This window comes from Acinetobacter sp. YH12046, from assembly GCF_013419905.1.
In the GTDB taxonomy this organism is placed as follows: Bacteria; Pseudomonadota; Gammaproteobacteria; order Pseudomonadales; family Moraxellaceae; genus Acinetobacter.
Genome location: NZ_VOZF01000014.1, coordinates 16,409 through 36,462, shown reverse-complemented (window position 1 = coordinate 36,462; position 20,054 = coordinate 16,409). Strand labels below are relative to the sequence as shown.

Annotated in this window: 17 protein-coding genes; 8 read left to right on the top strand and 9 right to left on the bottom strand. The window is 44.1% G+C overall.

From position 1 onward, the window contains the following. Positions 1-68 precede the first annotated feature (68 nt). Both rpmF and FTU03_RS09775 read right to left on the bottom strand, forming a co-directional pair. Positions 69-251, bottom strand: coding sequence for a 50S ribosomal protein L32 (gene rpmF / locus FTU03_RS09780; RefSeq protein WP_004783304.1), 183 nt, complete (start codon positions 249-251; stop codon positions 69-71). Between the two features lie 77 nt (positions 252-328). Next, positions 329-886: a DUF177 domain-containing protein gene (locus FTU03_RS09775; RefSeq protein ID WP_179992875.1), complete on the bottom strand. Its 558-nt coding sequence runs from the start codon at positions 884-886 to the stop codon at positions 329-331. 99 nt (positions 887-985) lie between these two features. Between FTU03_RS09775 and FTU03_RS09770 the strand changes: the two genes are divergently transcribed. From FTU03_RS09770 to FTU03_RS09760, 3 genes are all read left to right on the top strand, one after another. After that, positions 986-1,648 carry an elongation factor P hydroxylase gene (locus tag FTU03_RS09770; protein ID WP_125278772.1) on the top strand — a complete coding sequence of 221 codons (663 nt, stop codon included), beginning with the start codon at positions 986-988 and terminating at the stop codon, positions 1,646-1,648. An 84-nt stretch (positions 1,649-1,732) separates the two neighbouring features. Beyond that, on the top strand, positions 1,733-2,350 hold the full coding sequence (locus FTU03_RS09765; RefSeq protein WP_004783309.1) for an L-threonylcarbamoyladenylate synthase: 618 nt from the start codon (positions 1,733-1,735) through the stop codon (positions 2,348-2,350). Positions 2,351-2,388: 38 nt separating this feature from the next. Continuing rightward, positions 2,389-2,661: a hypothetical protein gene (locus FTU03_RS09760; protein WP_125278773.1), complete on the top strand. Its 273-nt coding sequence runs from the start codon at positions 2,389-2,391 to the stop codon at positions 2,659-2,661. Positions 2,662-2,687: 26 nt separating this feature from the next. Here FTU03_RS09760 and FTU03_RS09755 read toward each other — a convergent pair whose 3' ends face one another. Then, positions 2,688-3,251 carry a hypothetical protein gene (locus FTU03_RS09755; RefSeq protein WP_179992874.1) on the bottom strand — a complete coding sequence of 188 codons (564 nt, stop codon included), beginning with the start codon at positions 3,249-3,251 and terminating at the stop codon, positions 2,688-2,690. 449 nt (positions 3,252-3,700) lie between these two features. On the opposite strand from FTU03_RS09755, the gene FTU03_RS09750 reads away from it, so the two are divergent. The 3 genes from FTU03_RS09750 to rluB are packed head-to-tail and all read left to right on the top strand — an operon-like array spanning position 3,701 to position 6,168. Continuing rightward, entirely contained in the window at positions 3,701-4,495 is a 795-nt protein-coding gene (locus FTU03_RS09750; protein ID WP_179992873.1) for a ScpA family protein, read from the top strand. Beyond that, a complete protein-coding gene (gene scpB, locus FTU03_RS09745) occupies positions 4,492-5,082 on the top strand; it encodes an SMC-Scp complex subunit ScpB (protein ID WP_005234269.1) in 591 nt (196 codons plus the stop codon). The genes FTU03_RS09750 and scpB overlap by 4 nt, the downstream gene beginning before the upstream one ends. Positions 5,083-5,124: 42 nt before the next feature. After that, positions 5,125-6,168, top strand: a complete 1,044-nt coding sequence (gene rluB / locus FTU03_RS09740; protein ID WP_004783318.1) for a 23S rRNA pseudouridine(2605) synthase RluB — start codon at positions 5,125-5,127, stop codon at positions 6,166-6,168. Between the two features lie 200 nt (positions 6,169-6,368). On the opposite strand, the gene FTU03_RS09735 is transcribed toward rluB, so the two are convergent. From FTU03_RS09735 to FTU03_RS09710, 6 genes are read right to left on the bottom strand one after another with little or no spacing between them, the layout of a single operon-like run. Further along, entirely contained in the window at positions 6,369-8,096 is a 1,728-nt protein-coding gene (locus FTU03_RS09735) for an ABC transporter ATP-binding protein (RefSeq protein ID WP_034701592.1), read from the bottom strand. 10 nt (positions 8,097-8,106) lie between these two features. Continuing rightward, positions 8,107-9,255, bottom strand: coding sequence for an ABC transporter permease (locus FTU03_RS09730; RefSeq protein WP_179992872.1), 1,149 nt, complete (start codon positions 9,253-9,255; stop codon positions 8,107-8,109). Between the two features lie 7 nt (positions 9,256-9,262). Next, a complete protein-coding gene (locus FTU03_RS09725; RefSeq protein ID WP_004783323.1) occupies positions 9,263-10,201 on the bottom strand; it encodes an ABC transporter permease in 939 nt (312 codons plus the stop codon). A 17-nt stretch (positions 10,202-10,218) separates the two neighbouring features. Further along, complete coding sequence (locus FTU03_RS09720; RefSeq protein WP_179992871.1) at positions 10,219-12,222, bottom strand: M3 family metallopeptidase; 2,004 nt, start codon at positions 12,220-12,222, stop codon at positions 10,219-10,221. A 19-nt stretch (positions 12,223-12,241) separates the two neighbouring features. After that, the gene (locus FTU03_RS09715) at positions 12,242-14,044 is read right to left on the bottom strand and encodes an ABC transporter substrate-binding protein (RefSeq protein WP_179992870.1); all 1,803 of its coding nucleotides are present in this window, start codon (positions 14,042-14,044) and stop codon (positions 12,242-12,244) included. 22 nt (positions 14,045-14,066) lie between these two features. Then, entirely contained in the window at positions 14,067-15,824 is a 1,758-nt protein-coding gene (locus FTU03_RS09710; protein ID WP_179992888.1) for an ABC transporter substrate-binding protein, read from the bottom strand. A 725-nt stretch (positions 15,825-16,549) separates the two neighbouring features. Here FTU03_RS09710 and FTU03_RS09705 point away from each other — a divergent pair. Then, entirely contained in the window at positions 16,550-19,207 is a 2,658-nt protein-coding gene (locus FTU03_RS09705) for a TonB-dependent receptor (protein WP_179992869.1), read from the top strand. Between the two features lie 137 nt (positions 19,208-19,344). Further along, a complete protein-coding gene (locus tag FTU03_RS09700) occupies positions 19,345-20,049 on the top strand; it encodes an energy transducer TonB (protein ID WP_175966796.1) in 705 nt (234 codons plus the stop codon). Positions 20,050-20,054: the final 5 nt, after the last annotated feature.

The following is a 20,054-nucleotide window of genomic DNA, read 5'->3' as shown; positions in this document are numbered from 1 at the left end:
GGCATAAAAAAAGGGAGCTTAACGCTCCCATTTTTTCTACTAAGCTTTAACGCTTAATACATCATCAATTATTCAGCAGATGCTTTAGCGAATAATTGACGACCACGGTAGATACCATCTTTAGATACGTGGTGACGACGATGAGTTTCACCAGTAGTTTGGTCTACAGTTAATGCATTCTCAGTTAAAGCGTCATGTGAACGGCGCATGTCACGGCGAGAGCGACTTTTACGGTTTTGCTGAACGGCCATGATGGCTCCTTACAAATATCGAAAAAATGGATCAGAACAAATTCGATTGTCTTATACGCATGAGTATAACACAAAAATTAGTTAAGTTTACCCTTCAAAGCTGCCAAAACTTCAAACGGATTATCCCGTTTTTCTTCAACAACTTCTTCTGCGGCAGGTTGATGCTTATGCTCACAAACGTCATGCTTAGGAGACAGCGGCATCAACAATAACAATTCATCTTCTATCAGTGCGAGTAAGTCAGCGGTGGCAGGTGCATCATATGAACCCTTCGTCGTTGCTTCACTTTCACCTAAGACGATGAAATCAGCATCCTCATCCAAGCGCTCTATCAGTGACTCATCATCCACAAGAGCTAGATGAAAATCTGAAACGAGTTCGATTTCAACGGTCTCCAGACAACGCTGGCATTCCATTGGAACTTTCGTTTCAACATGACCATCCAACCATGCAATGCGATGATAGGCATCCATTGATAGCTTACAGTCTATGTTAATCAATTGATCATCAATTGATCCAACAGCTTCACGAGCAATACGAACAAAGCGGGATAAAGGCAGTTGACCTGACCATTTAAAGCTCTGTTCAGCCCATTTAAACGGCTCAATCTGTGCCGGAAAGGTATTTGCTGACATAATTAAGGCGGCAATTCTACAAATTCATCAGAACTCTGTCAAAGATTAAGATACAATTTTGTACTTATTTTTAGACAGACCAATTGGGTAATTTCAGTCATGCATCTGTTGCAGCCGCAAACAGAAGTGAATGTTTCATCACTCGTTAGCACACTTTCAACCTCCGATTCTGACAGCTCACTACAGCAAGTGCAACGCTTACCGTGGGCGAATTTATCCTCAGAAGCGGAACAGGTTGATTGGCTCATCTTACACTTTAATCACTGGTTTTCCCACCTAAATGTCACTTTAGTCCGTGGTGAGTTTGAACCGGAGTATTTCCCGGCAACAAAAGATAGCCCTGCCCGGATCCAGTTTGCGCATGGCTTCTTTAATAGTGCCCTGCATGAAATCAGTCACTGGACCATTGCCGGTGATAAGCGCCGTCTGCTACCAGATCTAGGTTATTGGTATGCGCCAGATGGTCGCACCAAGGAACAGCAAGCATTATTTGAGCAGGTCGAAATCAAGCCACAAGCGATTGAATGGATGTTTTCCAAAGCATTTGGCCGTAAGTTCCGTGTGTCCCTGGACAATTTAACCGGCGATGGTGGCGATGGCTCCAGCTTTAAAGATAATGTTTATGCTCAGGTACAACGCTATTTTAGTGGTGAAGCCAAACTGCCACGTGATGCCAAACGTTTCATTGATTGTATCTGTGTCTGCACCCGTGCGGGCAAAAGTTTACAATCTGATGAATTTCAACGTGAAATGCTTGATTAAATTACACAAATCTACCTGTTTGTCATTGTTACTTTATACAAAGGCATTTCATAATAAGTTTAAGGCAGGTTGGGAGGAATATTTATGCTGCATTTACGTGTACACCCGGATAATCCGCAAGCTCGTCTGATCAGTCAGGCAGTAGAACGTATTCGTGCCGGTGATGTTGTGGTTTATCCGACCGATGCAGCCTATGCGATTGGCTGCCAGATCGGGAATAAACATGCGATGGAGCGAATCGCACAGATTCGTGGTCTAGGACCTAAGCACCAATATGCCATTATCTGCTGTGACTTATCCGATCTTGCGACTTATGCCAAAGTCGACAATGCCGTCTATCGTTTGCTGAAAAATAATACACCTGCTGTGACCACGTTTATTCTTCCGGCAACCAGCGAAGTGCCTAAACGTTTAATGCATCCAAAGAAAAAAACCATTGGTTTGCGTATCCCTACCAATCCTGTGTGTCAGATGCTGCTTCAAGAGCTGGGCGAACCGCTGCTCACTTCAACGCTCATCCTGCCAGACCAGACGGATCCTTTAGATGATCCTTATGACATTGAAATGCAGCTTGGTAAGCGTATTGATGTGTTTATCGACAGTGGACTAGGCACATTAAGTACGACTTCTATTGTGGATTTATCAGGAGATCAGCCTGAAGTGATTCGTCGTGGTGTTGGTGATGTCAGTGCTTTTGAATAAATAAAGCTGCTTCTAATGAAGTCTCAGAAGAAAATAAAATGGATTTGTTTTATATCCTCCTGAACCTGAATGAATTTCCTGCCGATCATCTGATCTATGCTGAATTGCCTTGGACACTGGAATCCAAGGCAATATCTATCGATAAAAATTCCAAGCCAGAATTAAATCTGAATATCAACAATATTGAATACTCATACTTTCTTGAGATCGCGATGGCAAGAAAACTTCTACAAGTTTATTCAACAAGCAATGTTTGTCTGGCAGCTACCTGCCAACGTATCATCGAATATGTATTACGAGAGCAGAATTAAAATAACCTTATCACGCATGCCAGGATTTAATAGCTCGCTGCACGCTCCTGAGTAGATGTACTGACCGCTGGTGCAATCGAAGGAACCTGATTATTCAAACTTGGCATTGGGGGTAACGGATCACCTTCTTTATAATGTTTTAACTGCAAGAAGTTTGGACATTCCGACAGTTTTTGCTGATGAGTTGCAAGTTCAGCACCAAACCTGTTTTTGACTGAAACATGAAAAGTGATTTGATCCTCTTCAAGCACATTCAATAACGCAGTCCGGGCTGTGGATTCCATAGTCCTAAAAGAATCAATAGAATTACAGCTCATGGTTTTGACCATTGCAGTAACACCGTCGGGTAAATCTTTGCCCGTATAAAGCGTATTACGCATATAGAAACGAATATGAGGATACTGGTCCAGTACGCTAAAATCCAGTTTCATGGCCTGCATCACTGGTTTGGCCTGCTCGACAAAGCTGGAAAAGCCGCCAGACTTCAGATTGGTACGCATTTCATTTTCAAGCTGCATGAGCTGATATTGAGGATAGCCCCAGAATACCCCTAAGCCGATGACGCCGATTAACACAAGTATGATTGGCATTTTTATAATTAACCTGATCTATGATTGTTATTTATCAATATTTTTTTGGCTATATTAGTTTATTTTTTAGGCGATAGATAACTGTTTTTTCTTATTTTTATCACATATTTCCTGATGAGCTTTAACTCAGTCACTATTTAATAGGTGTTGAGAATCTTTTAAAAATTTTCTATATGAAGTTACAGTTTCTTAAGCCACCCAGACTATATTGTATTTAATTTTAGCTAATATGCTGTTTAATATCAGACTTGTGCATTTTACCAAATTAAAAAAATAAAATTTCTCCTAAAATAAATATGGTTTTTTTGCTTTTGAATGCATATCTATTTTATTTAACGACAATTTTCCAGTACAATGCCAACTACTAAATTATGTGCTTTTTCTCCTGACAACAGCTCGGGGAATAAGCCATTTCATGCCTTTGAAAATTCGCGTGGCTTATAATTGTAATGACTCAAATGCCCCATAACGCTATGGAATCTGCTCCAAACATCCGGGTTCTGGATGAATGGCAAAATACGATTCCAGAGGATCTGTATATTCCTCCAGCAGCGTTTGAAATTCTGTTAGAACATTTTGAAGGCCCCCTCGACTTTTTAATCTACCTGATCCAGAAAAATGGTTTTGACCTGTTACAGGTTGATATCGCGCCCATTGCCTCCCAATATCTGTCCTATATGGATGCGATGAAATCCCTGAATATTGAACTAACCGCGGATTATATGGTGATGGCTGCTTTACTGGCCGATCTCAAATCTCGTTTATTGTTACCTAAACCGAAAAGCGTGGCTGCGGTTGAACAGGATCCAAAACAAGACCTGATTGAGCGCCTGGAAAATTATTTACGGATCAAGCAGGCTGCAGAACGTCTGGGTCAGATGACGATTCTGGAACGTGATACCTTTGAGACCAATGTTCACTTAGGCGAGTTTATCCAACCCAATGAAGGCCATAGTGCTGATCTGCTGCGTGATGCCTTGCTTTGCGTCTTTAACCGTCCTGAACCGGTCATTCATCAGGTGCAACAGGAGCCTGTTTTACTGGAAGAACGGATTGCCTATATTGAAAGCCGTCTGGAATCTGGTGAAGTCTTATCTTTTGATAAATTACTCAAGCCAAGTCAGGGACGCATGGGTGTAGTCGTGACCTTTATGGCCGTGTTGGAACTCACCCGCCAGCAAAAAATTCAAATTATTGCCTCAGGCATTGAGGCACCGCTCGCAATTCAAGGAGCACACGTATGAACACAGAACACAATATCTCCTTGTCTGCGGAAGATAATCTGCATGAAATTCTGATGCAGCTGGAAGCCATTATTTTTGCCAGTGACTCCCCAGTTTCCTTAGCTCGACTGAAAGAAGCATTTCAGGATCGCTATAGCAAGCAGGAGCTGCGCCAGTATTTACAACAGCTTTCCATGCTGATGCATGGCCGTTCTATTGAACTGGTTGAAACTGTGCAAGGTTACCGTTTTCAAGTGCGTGTAAAATATCGTAATATTATTGCACAGACCTGGCCCGAGCGACCGACACGCCTGTCACCTTCATTACTGGAGATGCTTGCGGTGATTGCTTATCATCAGCCAGTGACCCGAGCTGATATTGAACAAATTCGTGGTGTCACGAATAACAGTCAGATTTTGCGTACGCTGTTTGACTGGAACTGGATTAAAGAATCCGGCTTTCGTGAACTCCCTGGAAGACCTGCGTTGTTAGTGACAACGCCACAATTTTTAAATGCGTTTGGCTTAAATTCTTTAGGCCAATTGCCTCCCCTGCAGGATGCCAAGGAAGCTTTTATGGCGCTCGATGCGAATGCACCGAAGTCATAAATAGGTGAACTGTTGAATAATTATTTCTAAGGTTATGCTGTCATGAGTGAAAAGTTGCAAAAGGTGCTTGCACGTGTTGGTTTGGGTTCTCGCCGTTATATGGAAGAAGTCATTGCCGCAGGTCGTGTGAGTGTGAATGGGCAGATTGCCCAAGTGGGTGAACGAATCGAACCAGGTGATGAGCTTCGCATCGATGGTCGTAAAGTGCAGTTCCAGATCGAAGACGAAATCCGTCGTCGTGTACTGATTTACTATAAGCCAGAAGGTGAAATCTGTTCACGTAACGATCCTGAACAGCGTCCAACAGTATTTGACAACCTGCCATCAATTCAAGGCGATCGCTGGGTAATGGTCGGCCGTCTGGATATTAACTCGACCGGTCTGTTACTGTTCACAAATGACGGTGAACTGGCGAATCGTTTAATGCACCCATCCAATGAAATCGAACGTGAATATGCGGTTCGTGTCATGGGTGAAGTGACTCCTCAACTAAAAAACAACATGCTGAAAGGCGTGGTGCTAGATGATGGTCCTGCGAAGTTTGAATCATTCTCTGAACTGGGTGGTGACGGGATCAACCGATGGTATCAGGTGGTAGTGAAAGAAGGTCGTAACCGTGAGGTTCGTCGTATCTTTGAATCACAAGGCCTGAAAGTCAGCCGTTTATTACGTACCCGTTATGGTACCGTGATTCTGCCACGTGAACTTCGTACAGGTCGCTGGATTGAACTGGATAAACAGGATATCGACAACCTGACCAAATCAGTTGAGCTGAAACCGCGTCAAGGTACCGGCTTATTCGGTATGGCGAAACGTCGTAATGAGCGTATGCAGGAAAAACCAATGGCAGCGCGCCGTGGTGGTTACCTGCGTCAGCAACGCCGTGATACCGATGAGCAGCAGCCGCAATACAACAACCGTGAACGTCGCGATGATCAAGGCTTTGGTCGTCGTGAAAACCAGAATGGCACCCAGTTTGCACGTCGTGACAACCGTGAAGACAACCAGTTTGGCCGCCGCGAAAACCGTGAAGGTAATGCACCACGCGGTTTATATGGTGCGAATAAAGGCTTTAAAAAGTTCTAGGCTTTGAATAAGATAGAGTCACTTCGGTGGCTCTTTTTTTTGCAAGAACAATAATAATGACCTAATTTTATCTATCCCTAGTCTTCTCAATAGAACCCGATATAAAAGGCGGGTATCTCCCTTCTATTTCCTAAAAGTGAATTCTTGTCATAAAAAAATGCCCAGCAATGTGGACATTTTTTATTTCGTACTTTAGCAAGTTACTGCGGAATACCCTGAGGAATCGCACTTAACAGACGCTTGGTATAGTCGTGTTGCGGAGACTGATACAGATCATCTGAGTTGGCAATTTCCACCAGATCACCATGATTTAGCACCATGATCTGATCAGAAATATATTTCACCACTGACAAATCATGCGAAATAAAGATGTAACTCAGACCAAATTCATCCTGTAAATCCTGCAATAAGTTCAGTACCTGCGCCTGTACGGATACATCCAGTGCGGACACTGATTCATCACAGATCAAAATCTCAGGCTTTAAGGTCAGACAGCGTGCAATTGCAATCCGCTGACGCTGGCCACCTGAAAATTCATGTGGATAACGATAGAAAGCTTGAGCCGGTAAGCTGACCCTTTCTAATAAATCAAGTGCCATCTGTTTACGTTCTGCATCATCCTTGCCAATATGATGAATCTGCATCGGCTCCATCAGGATTTGTCCCACGGTAAAACGCGGATTCAAAGAAGCATAAGGGTTCTGGAAAATGATCTGGATTTTACGCTGATAGGCCGTAAACTCTTTTTCAGTCATCGACAAGATATCTTTGCCCTGAAACAACGCCTTGCCGCCTGTAGCTTGTTGCAGTCGCATCAGGAGCAAACCAATCGTGGTTTTACCAGAACCTGACTCCCCAACCAGCCCTAAGGTTTTGCCTTTAGCCAGCTGAAAAGACACGCCTTTCACAGCCTGAAATTCATCTTTGCCAAATAGGCCTTTACGGCTATAGAAGGATTTTTTCAGATCACGTACATCGAGAATGATCTCTTCATTACCTTTTAAACCACGGGAACGTTCCTGTTGTAGCGGAGCGTTCGCATGCAGGTCATGCGCCAGACTATCCTGTTTCATAAAGTCGCTAATCACCGGCAAACGCAAAGGACGGTGCGACAGCTGTGGACGGCAATGCAACAAAGCTTGGGTATAAATATCCTGAGGATTGTTCAGGACTTCTGTCACCGAACCTTGCTCACGAATCTCGCCATAACGCATTACAATGACCTGATCCGCAATTTCACCAACTACCGCCAGGTCATGACTGATGAATAACATCGACATTTGACGGCGCTGACGCAAGGATTCAAGCAGGTCCAGAATCTGTTTCTGGATAGTCACATCTAATGCCGTCGTTGGTTCATCAGCAATCAAGAGTTTCGGTTCACAGGCAATAGCCATGGCAATCATCACCCTTTGCTGCTGTCCACCAGACAACTGGCTTGGATAAGCATCAATCTTGGTTTCCGGTGAAGGAATACCGACTTCCTGCAAAAGTTCCAGTGTTCTTTGACGGGCCTGCTTTTTATTCATGCCCAAATGCAGGCGTAGAATTTCAGAAATCTGCATGCCTACGGTAAACACCGGATTTAATGAGGACATCGGCTCCTGGAAGATCATGGCAATTTCTTTGCCACAGATCTGACGCATTTCACTCGACTTAAGTTTCAATAAGTCCCGACCTTCAAACAGGATCTGACTGTCTTCAGCGACCTTAGAATTTTCTGGCGCCAAAAGTCCCATCACTGCTAATGAAGTTACAGATTTACCACTTCCGGATTCACCGACTAACGCCACTGTGGTATTGGCCGGAATTTCAAATGAAATTCCTTTGACCGTTTCCACATATTGTTTATTTTCACCTTTAAAACTGACACGTAAGTTATCTACGCGAAGTAACGCGGGTGCTGTGCTTGGATTCATTTCAGACATCGCTGCGCTCCTATTTCAGTTTTGGATCTAATGCATCACGTAATGCATCAGTAAACATTGAGAAAGCTGTCACCAGTACCGCCATCGCCACCGATGCCGCAGTCAACTGCCACCATTTACCTAAAATCAGCTCGCTTTGCGCTTCATTCAGCATACTACCCCATGACACCACACCAATCGGTACGCCAAAGCCTAAGAAGCTGAGAATGACTTCGGACTTGATAAAGGCCACTGCAAGAATGGACATTTGAACCAAAGCGATATGACTGACATTCGGAAAAATATGCACGAAGATACGGCGCATATTGCTTACCCCAATGGCTTTCGCTGCCAGTACATATTCACGTGCAGTATGCTTCATATATTCCGCACGAACCAGGCGGAATACCCCGGTCCAGCCGGTCAGACCCAAAATCAGGATAATCGATAAAATCCCTTTTTGTTGCAGTACTGCTGCAATCGCTAACACCAGCAACAGATAAGGAATAGAAGTAAAGATATTGTAGAACCAGTTCAGCACATCATCGACCCAACCACCGAAATAGCCAGCAATCGCACCAAGTACTGTACCAATCACCACCGCAACCAGCGCAGCAATCAGGCCAACTAAAATCGAAGTTTCTGCACCTTTAATGGTTTTCAGTAGTACATCCTGCCCCCATTTATCTGCGCCAAAGAACAGGCTCTGTTTAAGCTCACTACTCTGATCCAGTAACTGACCCCCTAATTCCTGATCAATGGCTTTCATATCTTCAGCCAGTGGATCGACTACACCATAATAATCAATCACACCTGCGCCCTGTTCAGCAGCAATTTCTGCTTCCAGTTCTGCAATCACATCTTTTAAAGGATCAACTGGATTAACTGGTACTACGGCAGATTCAGTACTTTGATCTTCACCTGCCGCTCCAGGTACAGACGGTGTATAGATAAAACTTGGGGGTGCATAACTCACCGCTACTTCCTTATTCCAGTCCTTGGCAATCACACCTGTCATGGAAAGCAGCAACATCAGCAGATAAAACAGCACCACAAATAGGGAGAACATCGCAATGCGGTCACGTTTCAGACGACGCAACGCCAGCTGCCATAATCCGGTTGAAGCAGACTCAGGCACTGCTGAAGCATGTTGCTCTTTTTTAAATATCGCACTCAGCATAATTCACCTACTTCAACTGTACACGTGGATCGACCCATTTATAGATCAGATCAGCAATCAGGTTAAATAACATGGTCGCAGCCGCAACATAGACCGTAATCGCTTTAATTACCGGAAAGTCAGAACGTTCAACTGCGATAATCACTTCACGGCCAATGCCAGGAATACCGAAGAAACGTTCAATCAGGAAAGCACCGATCAGTAAAGCCGGAAGTCCCGCCATGACATCAGTAATGATTGGAATCGAAGCATTGCGCAGTACGTGCACGCCCAGAATGCGGCTTTCGCCCAGACCTTTGGCACGTGCGGTACGGACATAATCCTGATTGACTTCATCCAGAACAAAACTGCGGTAGAGACGTAAAGTCGGTGCAATACTCACCACCAGCATGATTAATACTGGCAATAGTGCATATTTGAATAAATTTTCAGTAAAGTTATCGCTCCAGCCCTGTACCGGGAACCAGCTCAGTTCATAAGCCAAGACGTACTGGAATACGATGATATAGACCAGAATACTGATCGACATACCGATGGTACACAGCATCATGATCATGCGGTCAGTCAGCGAACCACGCACTGAAGCCACCCCGAGCGCCAGAATGATTGAAACAATCGTTTGCAGAATCGTCAGTGGAATCAGAATGGTCAGTGATGGCCCCAAACGCGTGGTAATAATCTGGGATACCGACTCACCGGTACTCCAGCTCACGCCATAATCAAAGGTCAAAATCTGCTGGATAAAAATCCACAGTTGTACGTAATAAGGCTGATCGACCCCGAGCTGCTGGCGGATATTTTCAATCTGCTCAGCATTGGCCATTTTACCGGCCAGGATATAGGCCGGATCTCCCCCGACCCAGTTAAATAACAGGAATATCAGCAGAATCACCCCCAGCATGGTGGGGATCATTTGCCAAATCCTTCGAATAATATATGCCAGCATCGCTTTCCTTCCTTGACTTAATGTCCTGAAATTTCATTAAAGAAAGCTTTGCTGTCCGGATCACGGCCCAGAAAATCCTTAACCATCTGATCGCCCGGCTTTTGTCCGCCTTGTGCCAGTACAGTCTCGCGATAGTGCATGCCGACTTTTGGATCCATCAGATGGTCACCATAAGCAGACAACATATCGAGTGCCAGCACTTCAGACCACATATAGCTGTAATAACCCGCCTGATAGCCACCCATCAAATGTCCGAACTGACCCGGGAATTGCTGACCTGGAACAGAGCCCAACGCAGTTTTACTTTCCATATCCTGCCAGAGTTTTAATGGATCAATACTTTTCGCATCTTTACCGTGCAGGGCCATGTCGTACTGAGCATATAAAGTCTGACGGGCATAATGCAGGCCGCGACCATAATTTTTCACATTCTTTAAGCGCTCGGTCATGGCTTCATCGACACGAGGACAAGCAGGTTCACAGTAATCCGCTACTTTAGATAAAGTCTCGAAACGGCGCGCCCACTCTTCATACATTTGCGAAGGTGCTTCAACAAAGTCACGCTCTACCGATGTACCTGACTGCTCGGTATAACGGGTCTTCGATAATATTCCGTGCAGCGCATGACCCATTTCATGTACAAAAGTCTCCAGCTCATTACTGTTCAGACCTTTACGGTTGAAGTTGGTCACCAAAACAGAGACCGGACGGCGATGATTTAAACGGCTGCCACCATAAACGCCCCAGACTGCAGCATGGCCATATTTGCCTTCACGTGGATATTTATCGACATAAAGTCCGCCCATAAACTCACCAGTGGCTTTGTCATGCACGGCATAGTATTCAACTTCATCGTGCCAGGCTTTGACTTTTACCGGCTTGAATTCAATCCCATATAATTCGGAGGATACGGCAAATAACCATTTTTGCGCCGCTTCAGTCGGGAAATAATCACGCAGTTTTTCCTGATCCACCTTATATTTGGCCTGACGCAGTTTTTCACTCCAGTAGCCTTGGCTCCAGCGCTCAATTTCTGCTTTTTCCAGCGGAATTTTTAAGGTTTCTGCCTTGAACTGACGTAATTCTTCAACATCCTGCTTTTCTAATGGCGCAACTTTGGCATAGACCTCATCCAGAAAACTATTGACTGCTTCTGGGGTTTTGGCCATGCGATCTTTTAAGGCAACATAAGCATAGCTGTCTTTATCGAATAGCTGGGCCAATTCATAACGCAGATCAATAGCCTTTTTCATGTATTCGAGGTTTTTCTCAGTCCCTCGGCGGGTATAGGCAGTCTGATAACGTTTACGAGCTTCATCACTCTCTGCCAGCTCCATAAATGGCTGATATTCCGGATAGTCGAAGCCGAGCAGATAATTGCCCTTTTCATTTTTCTTTAAACCGGCGATATAGCTCTCAGGTAAACCTTTCAGCTCTGCAACAGTGAATTCAACTTTTTCAGGGTTATCACGTACATTCTTGGAATAGTCCTGCCCCAGTTTGGTACTTTCTTCAATAATTTCCTTCAGACGCTTCTGTTTCTCTGCGCTGAGTTGTACCCCCGTTTTTTCAAACTGATTCAGAATATCTTTCAGGAATTTTTCATCGACCGGATCTGTGGCTTTCAGTTTCTTGAACTGGGCATACAGTTTTGGACTCTGATACATGGAAGTCAGGTATTTACTGATTTTCAGCTCACAGTCATCTGCTGCCTGACGCAAGGCTGGATCAGGATCAACATTACTATATAGACCGATAGGTGAAACAAAATCACCGATCGATGCCTGCAATGTATCCCAAGCTGCCAGATAAGGACGGGCTTCAGCCTTATTTTTGATTTTCTGGCTTTCAAATTTCTGGATATCTTTTTGCATTTTATCCAGATTGGCATCGCACAATGCCGGAATTTCTGCAGCCTTGAATAAAGGCAAAAGCTGGGTTTGGGTCTCTGCCATGACGGTTTGAGATCCCCCGATCATCGCCAGACAGAGTGTGGTAAATTTCAAGTGTTTTAATGTCATCATCATCTCCAGCTTTTTCTTACTTTTTAGTATCAATATCGATATACATCCATTCTGTAGACAGAATCGGATGGGACTTGTGTCCAATAACATGAGGTTGCGCTAATGCATTACGGTAAGTGCTATACAGCATCATGGTTGGCATATTGACCTCTAAAATACGGGTCATTTTTCGATAAACCAGATCACGTTCAGGACCCGGTGGCATGCTTTGACTCTGTTCATATAAACGGTCATATTCCGCATGCTTGAAACAGGCATTATTGGTGACATTGACGTTTTTGCCATAGAACAGCTGCATGAAGTTGTCAGCATCCGGATAATCGGCAATCCATGCAGAGCTTTTAAACATGGTTTTACATTGCTTTTCCAGCTTGATGCCTTCAGCAAATGGCATGGCCTTACTGGTCAGTTTGATATGAATATTATCTAAGGTCTTTTTCCAGAATTCGCCCTGTTGCTGACCACGACTGGTATTGGCCGTAATCAGTTCAATCACCAGAGGTTTGCCTTCAGGAGTTCTCCTCCAGCCATCCGCACCGATCTTATAGTTATAGCGATCCAGCAACATATTGGCTGCCTTGACCGAATATGGCGTACTGGTTTTATAAGCGGGTGAATAGCCTGCAACTCCTGGCGGAATAGGCATGTGCAGTTTTGCACCATCTCCTTTAAGGAGTACGCTAATCATATTTTCAACAGAAAAAGCCATTGCCATCGCACGACGTAAGGCAATTTTTTCTGGCGTAAAGCCACCTACTACCGGATCTTGCATATTCCAATAATGGTAGTTAATCGATGGCTCCAACATGCGTGACAGCTTGATGCCTTGCTTGACCAGCTCAGGTTTTAACTTGTCACCATCCAATGCCTGCACGACCAGATCGCCGTCGATTTCCACCAGATCCAGTTCATTTTTCTTGAATGACAACATCCGTGATTGGGCTTCTTCAATGACACGCACATCAATGGTGCCGATTTGAGGCATTTTTTTGCCCTGCATCGCACTGACAATCGCCTGGTCTTCTGCACTATTGGCTTTATAATTCCAGACAAAACCACGGTAAGCCGGATTTGGCTTTAAGATAATGCGTGATCCCGGTGTCCAGCGACTAAGTACATAAGGCCCTGTACCGACCGGCTTACTCATTACCCAGCCAGCTTTGTCTTTATACTTTTCAATGACTTCGCGTGCAACTGCGGCAGCTGGACCGTGGGCCAGCAACATCGGAAAGTTCTGATCCGGATTATTCAGCTTGAGTACCAAGGTATAGCGATCTGGAGTCTGAATACCTTCAAATGGATTTTCATAGACTTTGCCATTTTTTTTCGCCATGGCTGTCCATGCTTCCAGCCCTTTGATCCGACCATCCAGCAACCAGCTATTTGGTGAATTAAGTTTTGGATCTAAGAGACGCTTTAGAGAATAGGCATAGTCATAGGCGGTCAGTTCACGTTTTTTACCGCCAAAGACCGGATCATCTGCAAAGTAAATGCCCTTTTTAACTTTAATGGTATAAGTCAAACCGTCTGCACTGACTTGAGGCATATCTACCGCAGTCAATGGCACCAGTTTCGCTGGGGAAGCCAGATAATCATAGGTATATAAGGTTTCGAAAATCGCCGAGTTAATCTTGGCCGAATAACGGTCATGGATATAACCGGGGTCGAAACCGGTTTCAGCCGCGGGAAAGACCGTTTTTAAGACTTTATTTGGATTGGCGGGATTGGCAGCCCATGTGGGTGCAGCACCGGCCATCATTAAACTGGCCATTAAGACACCACTGGCCAGCTTTTTTAAAGCGTTTGTATTCACATTCATACTGGTTCTTAATCTTCTCAAGTTATTTTTTAACAGGTTCAATATCCAGATATTGCCAAACTGCTCTAGTCACCGGATGTGCCTTAAAGCCCTGTACCTGTGGGTGAATCAGCCAGTTACGTACCCGGGTATTGTGCAAAATCCATGGATTATCGGCCTCCATCTGGCGGTTCATCTGCTCATAATATGGAGTGCGTTGCTGAGGCGGCAGTTTCATCGCAGTTTGATACAGCGCGTCATAGGCTTTAGAGGTATAGCAGCTCAGGTTACCTTGCTGGGCATTTGGGCCATACAGCAATTGGGCAAAGTTTTCCCCTTCCGGATAATCTGCAATCCAGGCGCCACCCCACATCATATGTTTGCACTGGGTGGCTTCTTTTAAATTGTCGGCAAAATTACTGACTTTAAATTCAACTTTTACCCCGATTGCATCCAGGTTCTTTTTCCATAGCTCCGCAGAAATGACGGAAGAACTTGAGCTGGTCGAGTTCATTTTCAAAACCAATGGTTTGCCATCAGGCAAGGTGCGGTAACCGTCGGCGCCTTTCTTGTAGCCAAAACGATCGAGCAGTTTATTGGCGAGTAATGGGTTATAGGCAATACTGCTTCTATAATTCGGGTTATATCCGCCCACGCCTTCAGGAAGAATCATTTCAGCTTTAACAGCATGCCCCTTATATAGCTGCTGGATGGCCTCTTTCTGGTTATAGGACAAGGCAATCGCACGGCGTAGTGCAATTTTTTCCAGTGAGTCTCCACCAATCACCGGATCACGCATATTCATGATGGTATAGGTGATTTCCGGTTCTTTATTCGGATAATGCAGGATGCCTTTTTTCTTGTATTCACTTTTCAGCTGCTTATTTTCCAGTGCCTGTTCAGCGCCACTTGCAGTCAGTTTGTCATAGTCTAATTGTCCAGATTTTAAAGCCAGCCAACGTGATTGTTCTTCTTCAATGATACTGATCTTGACCTTGCCGATTTGCGGCATCTGCTTGCCTTGCATGGCTTTAACAATCCGTTGATCCCACTCTGAACCATCCCCCTTAAAGTTCCAGACAAAACCGCGATAATTTGGATTAGCGGTTAACTCAATGCGGCTACGCGGCACATATTTGTGTAACTGGTATGCCCCTGTTCCGACTGGGTGCTGACCTACCCGATCGCCATAATGTTCGATGACTTCGCGTGCAGTGCCAGCAAAAGCGACATAGGCCAGAATGTAAGGAAAGTTCAGGTCTGAACGGGTCAGGGTAATTTGTAAGGTATATTTATCTAGGGCTTTTAAACCGGCAATCGGAGCATCATAGTTAAATTTGCCCGTTTTTTTGGCCTGCTGGATAATTTGATCTGCGCCAAGAATTTTGCCTTCGATAAAAGAAAAAGAAGGCGAATGGTTTTTCGGATCCATCACCCTTTGCATGGAATAAATATAATCCCGGGCAACCAGTTCACGCTTCTTGCCCTGAAAGGCTGGATCCGGACTGAAATAAATTCCTGGCTTGATTTTAAAGGTATAAACTTTGCCATCCTGTTCAACGACGGGTAAAGACTCGGCGGTATTTGGGGCCAAAATTGCAGGCCGGGCCAGATAGTCATAACGCAACAAAGGCTCGAAAATGGCCTCAGCAACGCTACCACTATAAAAATTATAGGTTTTGACCATATCAAAACCATCATCAGGTGCTTCGAAAGCCAGGTTTAAAACTTTATCCGGATGTGCAGATGATTTTGCCCAGGCAGTTTGCCCCGAGCTCATAGCCAAGGCCAAAATCGTCATGCTAAAAAGTGCTGATTTCAAATTTGTACCTATTCTTTATCTTGAAGTTTTATTGCTATAGGAAGTTTTAAATACATCATCCCATATTTGCTTCAATGGATGGGTCAAAGCTGGACAGATGGAATAAACTGAACAAAGCGAATTTCATGCCATCCTTGCAAAAAATAGGGATTTCTTCCTGTTTTTAACTGAAAAAAGTTTATTTTTATTAATTATTTAAAACATTATGAATAACATAATATTTTCCATGAATCATTAATTAAATTTTTATCCTTAAAATTCTCACTAAAGTTCATTTCGCACAAAAATAACTCAACCCTGTTTCATCTTATTGCACTATTGTATACCTTTAGGTAAACAATAAATAAACACAAGTAATTGTATTATAAATAATTTATTTTAAAAAAATATTGTATATTTTATGTAAAAATTATGCACCATGATTAAACTTTATTCAATTTCCCTCTCATTTTTGGACTACTTTCTTATTCATTAAATATTTATTTATTGCTTTCACAGGGTTCTCTCTTCCTTCTTTCTTCAGATTCGATACACAGACTTCTTAATTTTTCTTCAGTATAACTCGACTAAATCAAACCAAATTCAATTAAATTAATATTTTTCAATAACTTAAAAATATAAAAATATAAAATTTTATAAGTTGGCATTCGCCTTGCTTAGATCAACCCAGCACTACTTCACATAACAAAAGGGTGAAATTTACGATGAAAAAAAATAAATTGGTCGGATCTATGGGGGCTCCAACCGTCAGCAAAAGACTACTCAAGTTAAGCGCACTCAGCTTAAGTATGATGTGTCTGCCGCTGGCCCATGCCGAAGAAGCTGCATCTGCTGAACAGCCAACTAAAGTTCAGAAAGTGACAGTGACGGGTTCATCAATCAAGGGGGTTGCTGCACAAAGTTCTTCACCAATCACCGTCATCAAAGGTGAAGATCTTGCGAACCAGGGTGTAACTACTGTTGAAGAAGCTTTAGTAAAAGTCAGCGCCAACCAGGCTGGTTTCTCTACTGCTCAAAACGTAGGTGCAAGTAATACTTCAGGTTCTACAGCCAACTTACGTGGTCTAGGCTCAGACAAAACGCTTGTGCTTTTAAATGGCCGCCGTCTTGCCTATAGTGCATTCAGTACAGATAGTACCAACTTAAACATCATCCCTATGGCGATGATTGACCGTATTGAGATTTTACGTGATGGTGCTTCTGCAGTTTATGGTGCAGATGCGATTGCGGGGGTAATCAACTTCATCACCAAATCTGAATACAATGGCTTAGGCGTTACCGGAGCCTTACATGAAACTGAACATTCAGGTGGTGAGAAACAACAAGCTGCGATCTTCGGTGGTTTCGGTGACCTGGATGAAAATGGCTTTAACGTCATGGGTGTCTTGGACTACCGTAAATCTAACCAGATCCATGCTCAACAGCGTAAAGTCAGCCGCCGTGGTGGTGTAATTCCTGAATTAGGTATTGATGCCGGCTCTGCAAGCGGCTTCCCGGCAAACATCTATGATCCAACCACTGGTTACTTAGGTAACCCATATCCAGATGACTGTAATAATGTTCCATGGTCTTCTCCAGATGACGGCTTCTGTTACCTGAATACGCAGGCTTTGATTGCGATCAAACCACAGGTTGAAACACTGTCTGCATTAGGTAAAGGGACATTCAAGCTTAATGATTCATTAAATGCGGTTGGTGAATACGTGTTTACACGTTCTGAAGTATCCACTTCAATTGCACCAGACGTTTATGGCCGTACCGTGACTTTACCTTCAAGCAGCCAATACTATCCAGGTAATGGTATTACTCCAGCTATTACAGATGGCGAGTTAAGCGGTGACCCACTTCAACTTTACCTCCGTTCTCAGGCAGGCAACCGTCAAAGTATGTCAACCAATGACTCTCACCGCTTCTTTGCAGGTATTGAAGGTGAGGCATTAGGCTGGGATATCAACGCAGGCGTGTCATACGCGAAAAGTGAAGCAACTGATGAGTTTACAGGGGGTTACTTACACCGTAGCAACCTGCAAACTGCATTGAATGAAGGTCGTATCAACCCATTCGGTCCAGCACGTCCAGGCGATACCCCTTGGGAATCATTTGTGATTAATGGCGAAACTAACACCGCCTCTTTAGAGTCTACAACTGCAGACTTTACAATCAGCCGTCCAATTTTTGAATTACCTGCAGGTGATGTTGGCTTTGCCTTCGGTGGTAGCTTCACGACTCAAGACTGGGAAGCAAAAGTAAACTCTGAAATCGTGGCTCAAGTACCAGGTTCTGGTATTGATCCGAGCAAACCAATCAGTAAGGGTGATCGTGACATCACAGCATTCTTTACTGAATTCCAGATTCCAATCTTGCCAAGCCTGGAAGCTCAAATTGCTGCCCGTTATGATGACTACAGCGACTTCGGTGATACCTTCAACCCGAAAGTTGGTCTTCGTTGGGAACCAATGAAGGAAGTCATGTTCCGTGCATCTTATAGCACCGGTTTCCGTGCACCAAGCTTGTACGAAATCAACGCGCCAATCAGTGAAACCTGGACAGGTGCGAAATACAATGACCCTGTGTTATGTCCAGGTGGCACGCCAGTCGAACCTAAATATCAGGTTGAATGTAATACCCAGTTTAAGCGTACCCAAGGTGGTTCACCTGACCTGCAACCAGAAGAATCTACATCATTCACTGCTGGTTTAGTATTTGAACCAATCAAAAACCTGGTCTTCACTGCTGACTACTTCAATATCGAGATCGATGGTCTGGTAGGTACAGTGGGTGAATCATCAATCTTTGGTAATCCAGACCTTTATGCAGACCGTTTCATACGTGATAGCGAAGGCCGTATCCAGCACATCCGTACTACCCTGATGAACTCTGGCGGTTTAAAAACTTCAGGTGTAGACCTGAGCCTGAACTACCTGACACCTAAAACATCTACTGGTCGTTTCGGTTTCGGTATTGATGGTACTTACGTGATCAATCTGGACTACCAAAGTGAACCAGGCGGTGAATGGTCTGGTCTGGTAGGCAAATATGAAGACCCGGCAGTAGTTCGCTGGAAACATGTTGCCAACCTGAACTGGTCTTATGAAGACTGGAAAATGATCTTTGAACAACAGTTCACTCGTGGTTATGAAGACTACTCTGGCGAACGTGATGTGGGTGACTACACACTTTATAACTTCGCAACAACTTATAAAGGCTTCAAAAACCTGGAGTTGACTGGCGGTATCCTCAACATCTTTGATGAAGAGCCTGCTGCATCTGATGTTCTGGATAACTTCCAATACGGTTATGACCCTCGTTACTCAGATCCTACAGGTCGTACTTACTACATCCGTGGTACTTACAAATTCTAAGACAAGCTTTCTGCAAATACAGCGCCATGCTGTATTTGCAGTATTCATATCATTTTAGCCAAACAAAAAATAATGCAGCTACATCAGCTTTGAAATAAACCGTTATTTCTTGTTTGTCTTAAATTCCAGGAGTCATGATGAGCACAACGTTTGAAGACATAGAAAAAAGCTCCGCCAAAAAGTTGACTGGAATTGGTGTCGTGATTTTCTTGCATATCCTGGTGGGCCTGGTGCTAATGGCAGGTATGGCAAAAGACATCATCAAACCGTCAGAAGAACCGGTTGAATTGATGATTATTCAGGATATTAAACCACCAGAACCAGAGCCACCTAAAGAAACCCCACCTGAGCCACCTAAAATTGTAGAAAAAGTGGCACAGGTTCCTGAGGTTAAACCGGTAGAAAAAGTGGTTCCGGTACAGAAAACACAGCCTACACCAACAGTCACTCAACCGGTTGCAGAACCAACGCCTGTAGCTGCAGCAACACCATCCCCAAGTCCGGTGGCTGCACCAGCTCCAGTTGTTGCAGCGGCACCTGCTGCTCCACCGCAACCAACTGGCGTTACACGCGGCGTATCTCAAGGTGAAGCTGGCTGTAAGCGTCCAGATTATCCACGTGATGCATTAATGAATGAAGAGCAAGGTAATGTGCTGATCTCTGTCTTTGTGAATACCGACGGCAAAGTGAAAGATGCCAAAGTAAAAAAATCCAGTGGCAGCCGTTCACTTGACCGTGCAGCGTCCAAGGCTTTCAGCTTATGTACCTTTAAACCTGCAATGAAAAATGGTGAACCACAAGAATCTTGGTACGACATTCCCTACGAATTTATCTTGGACTGATCCAG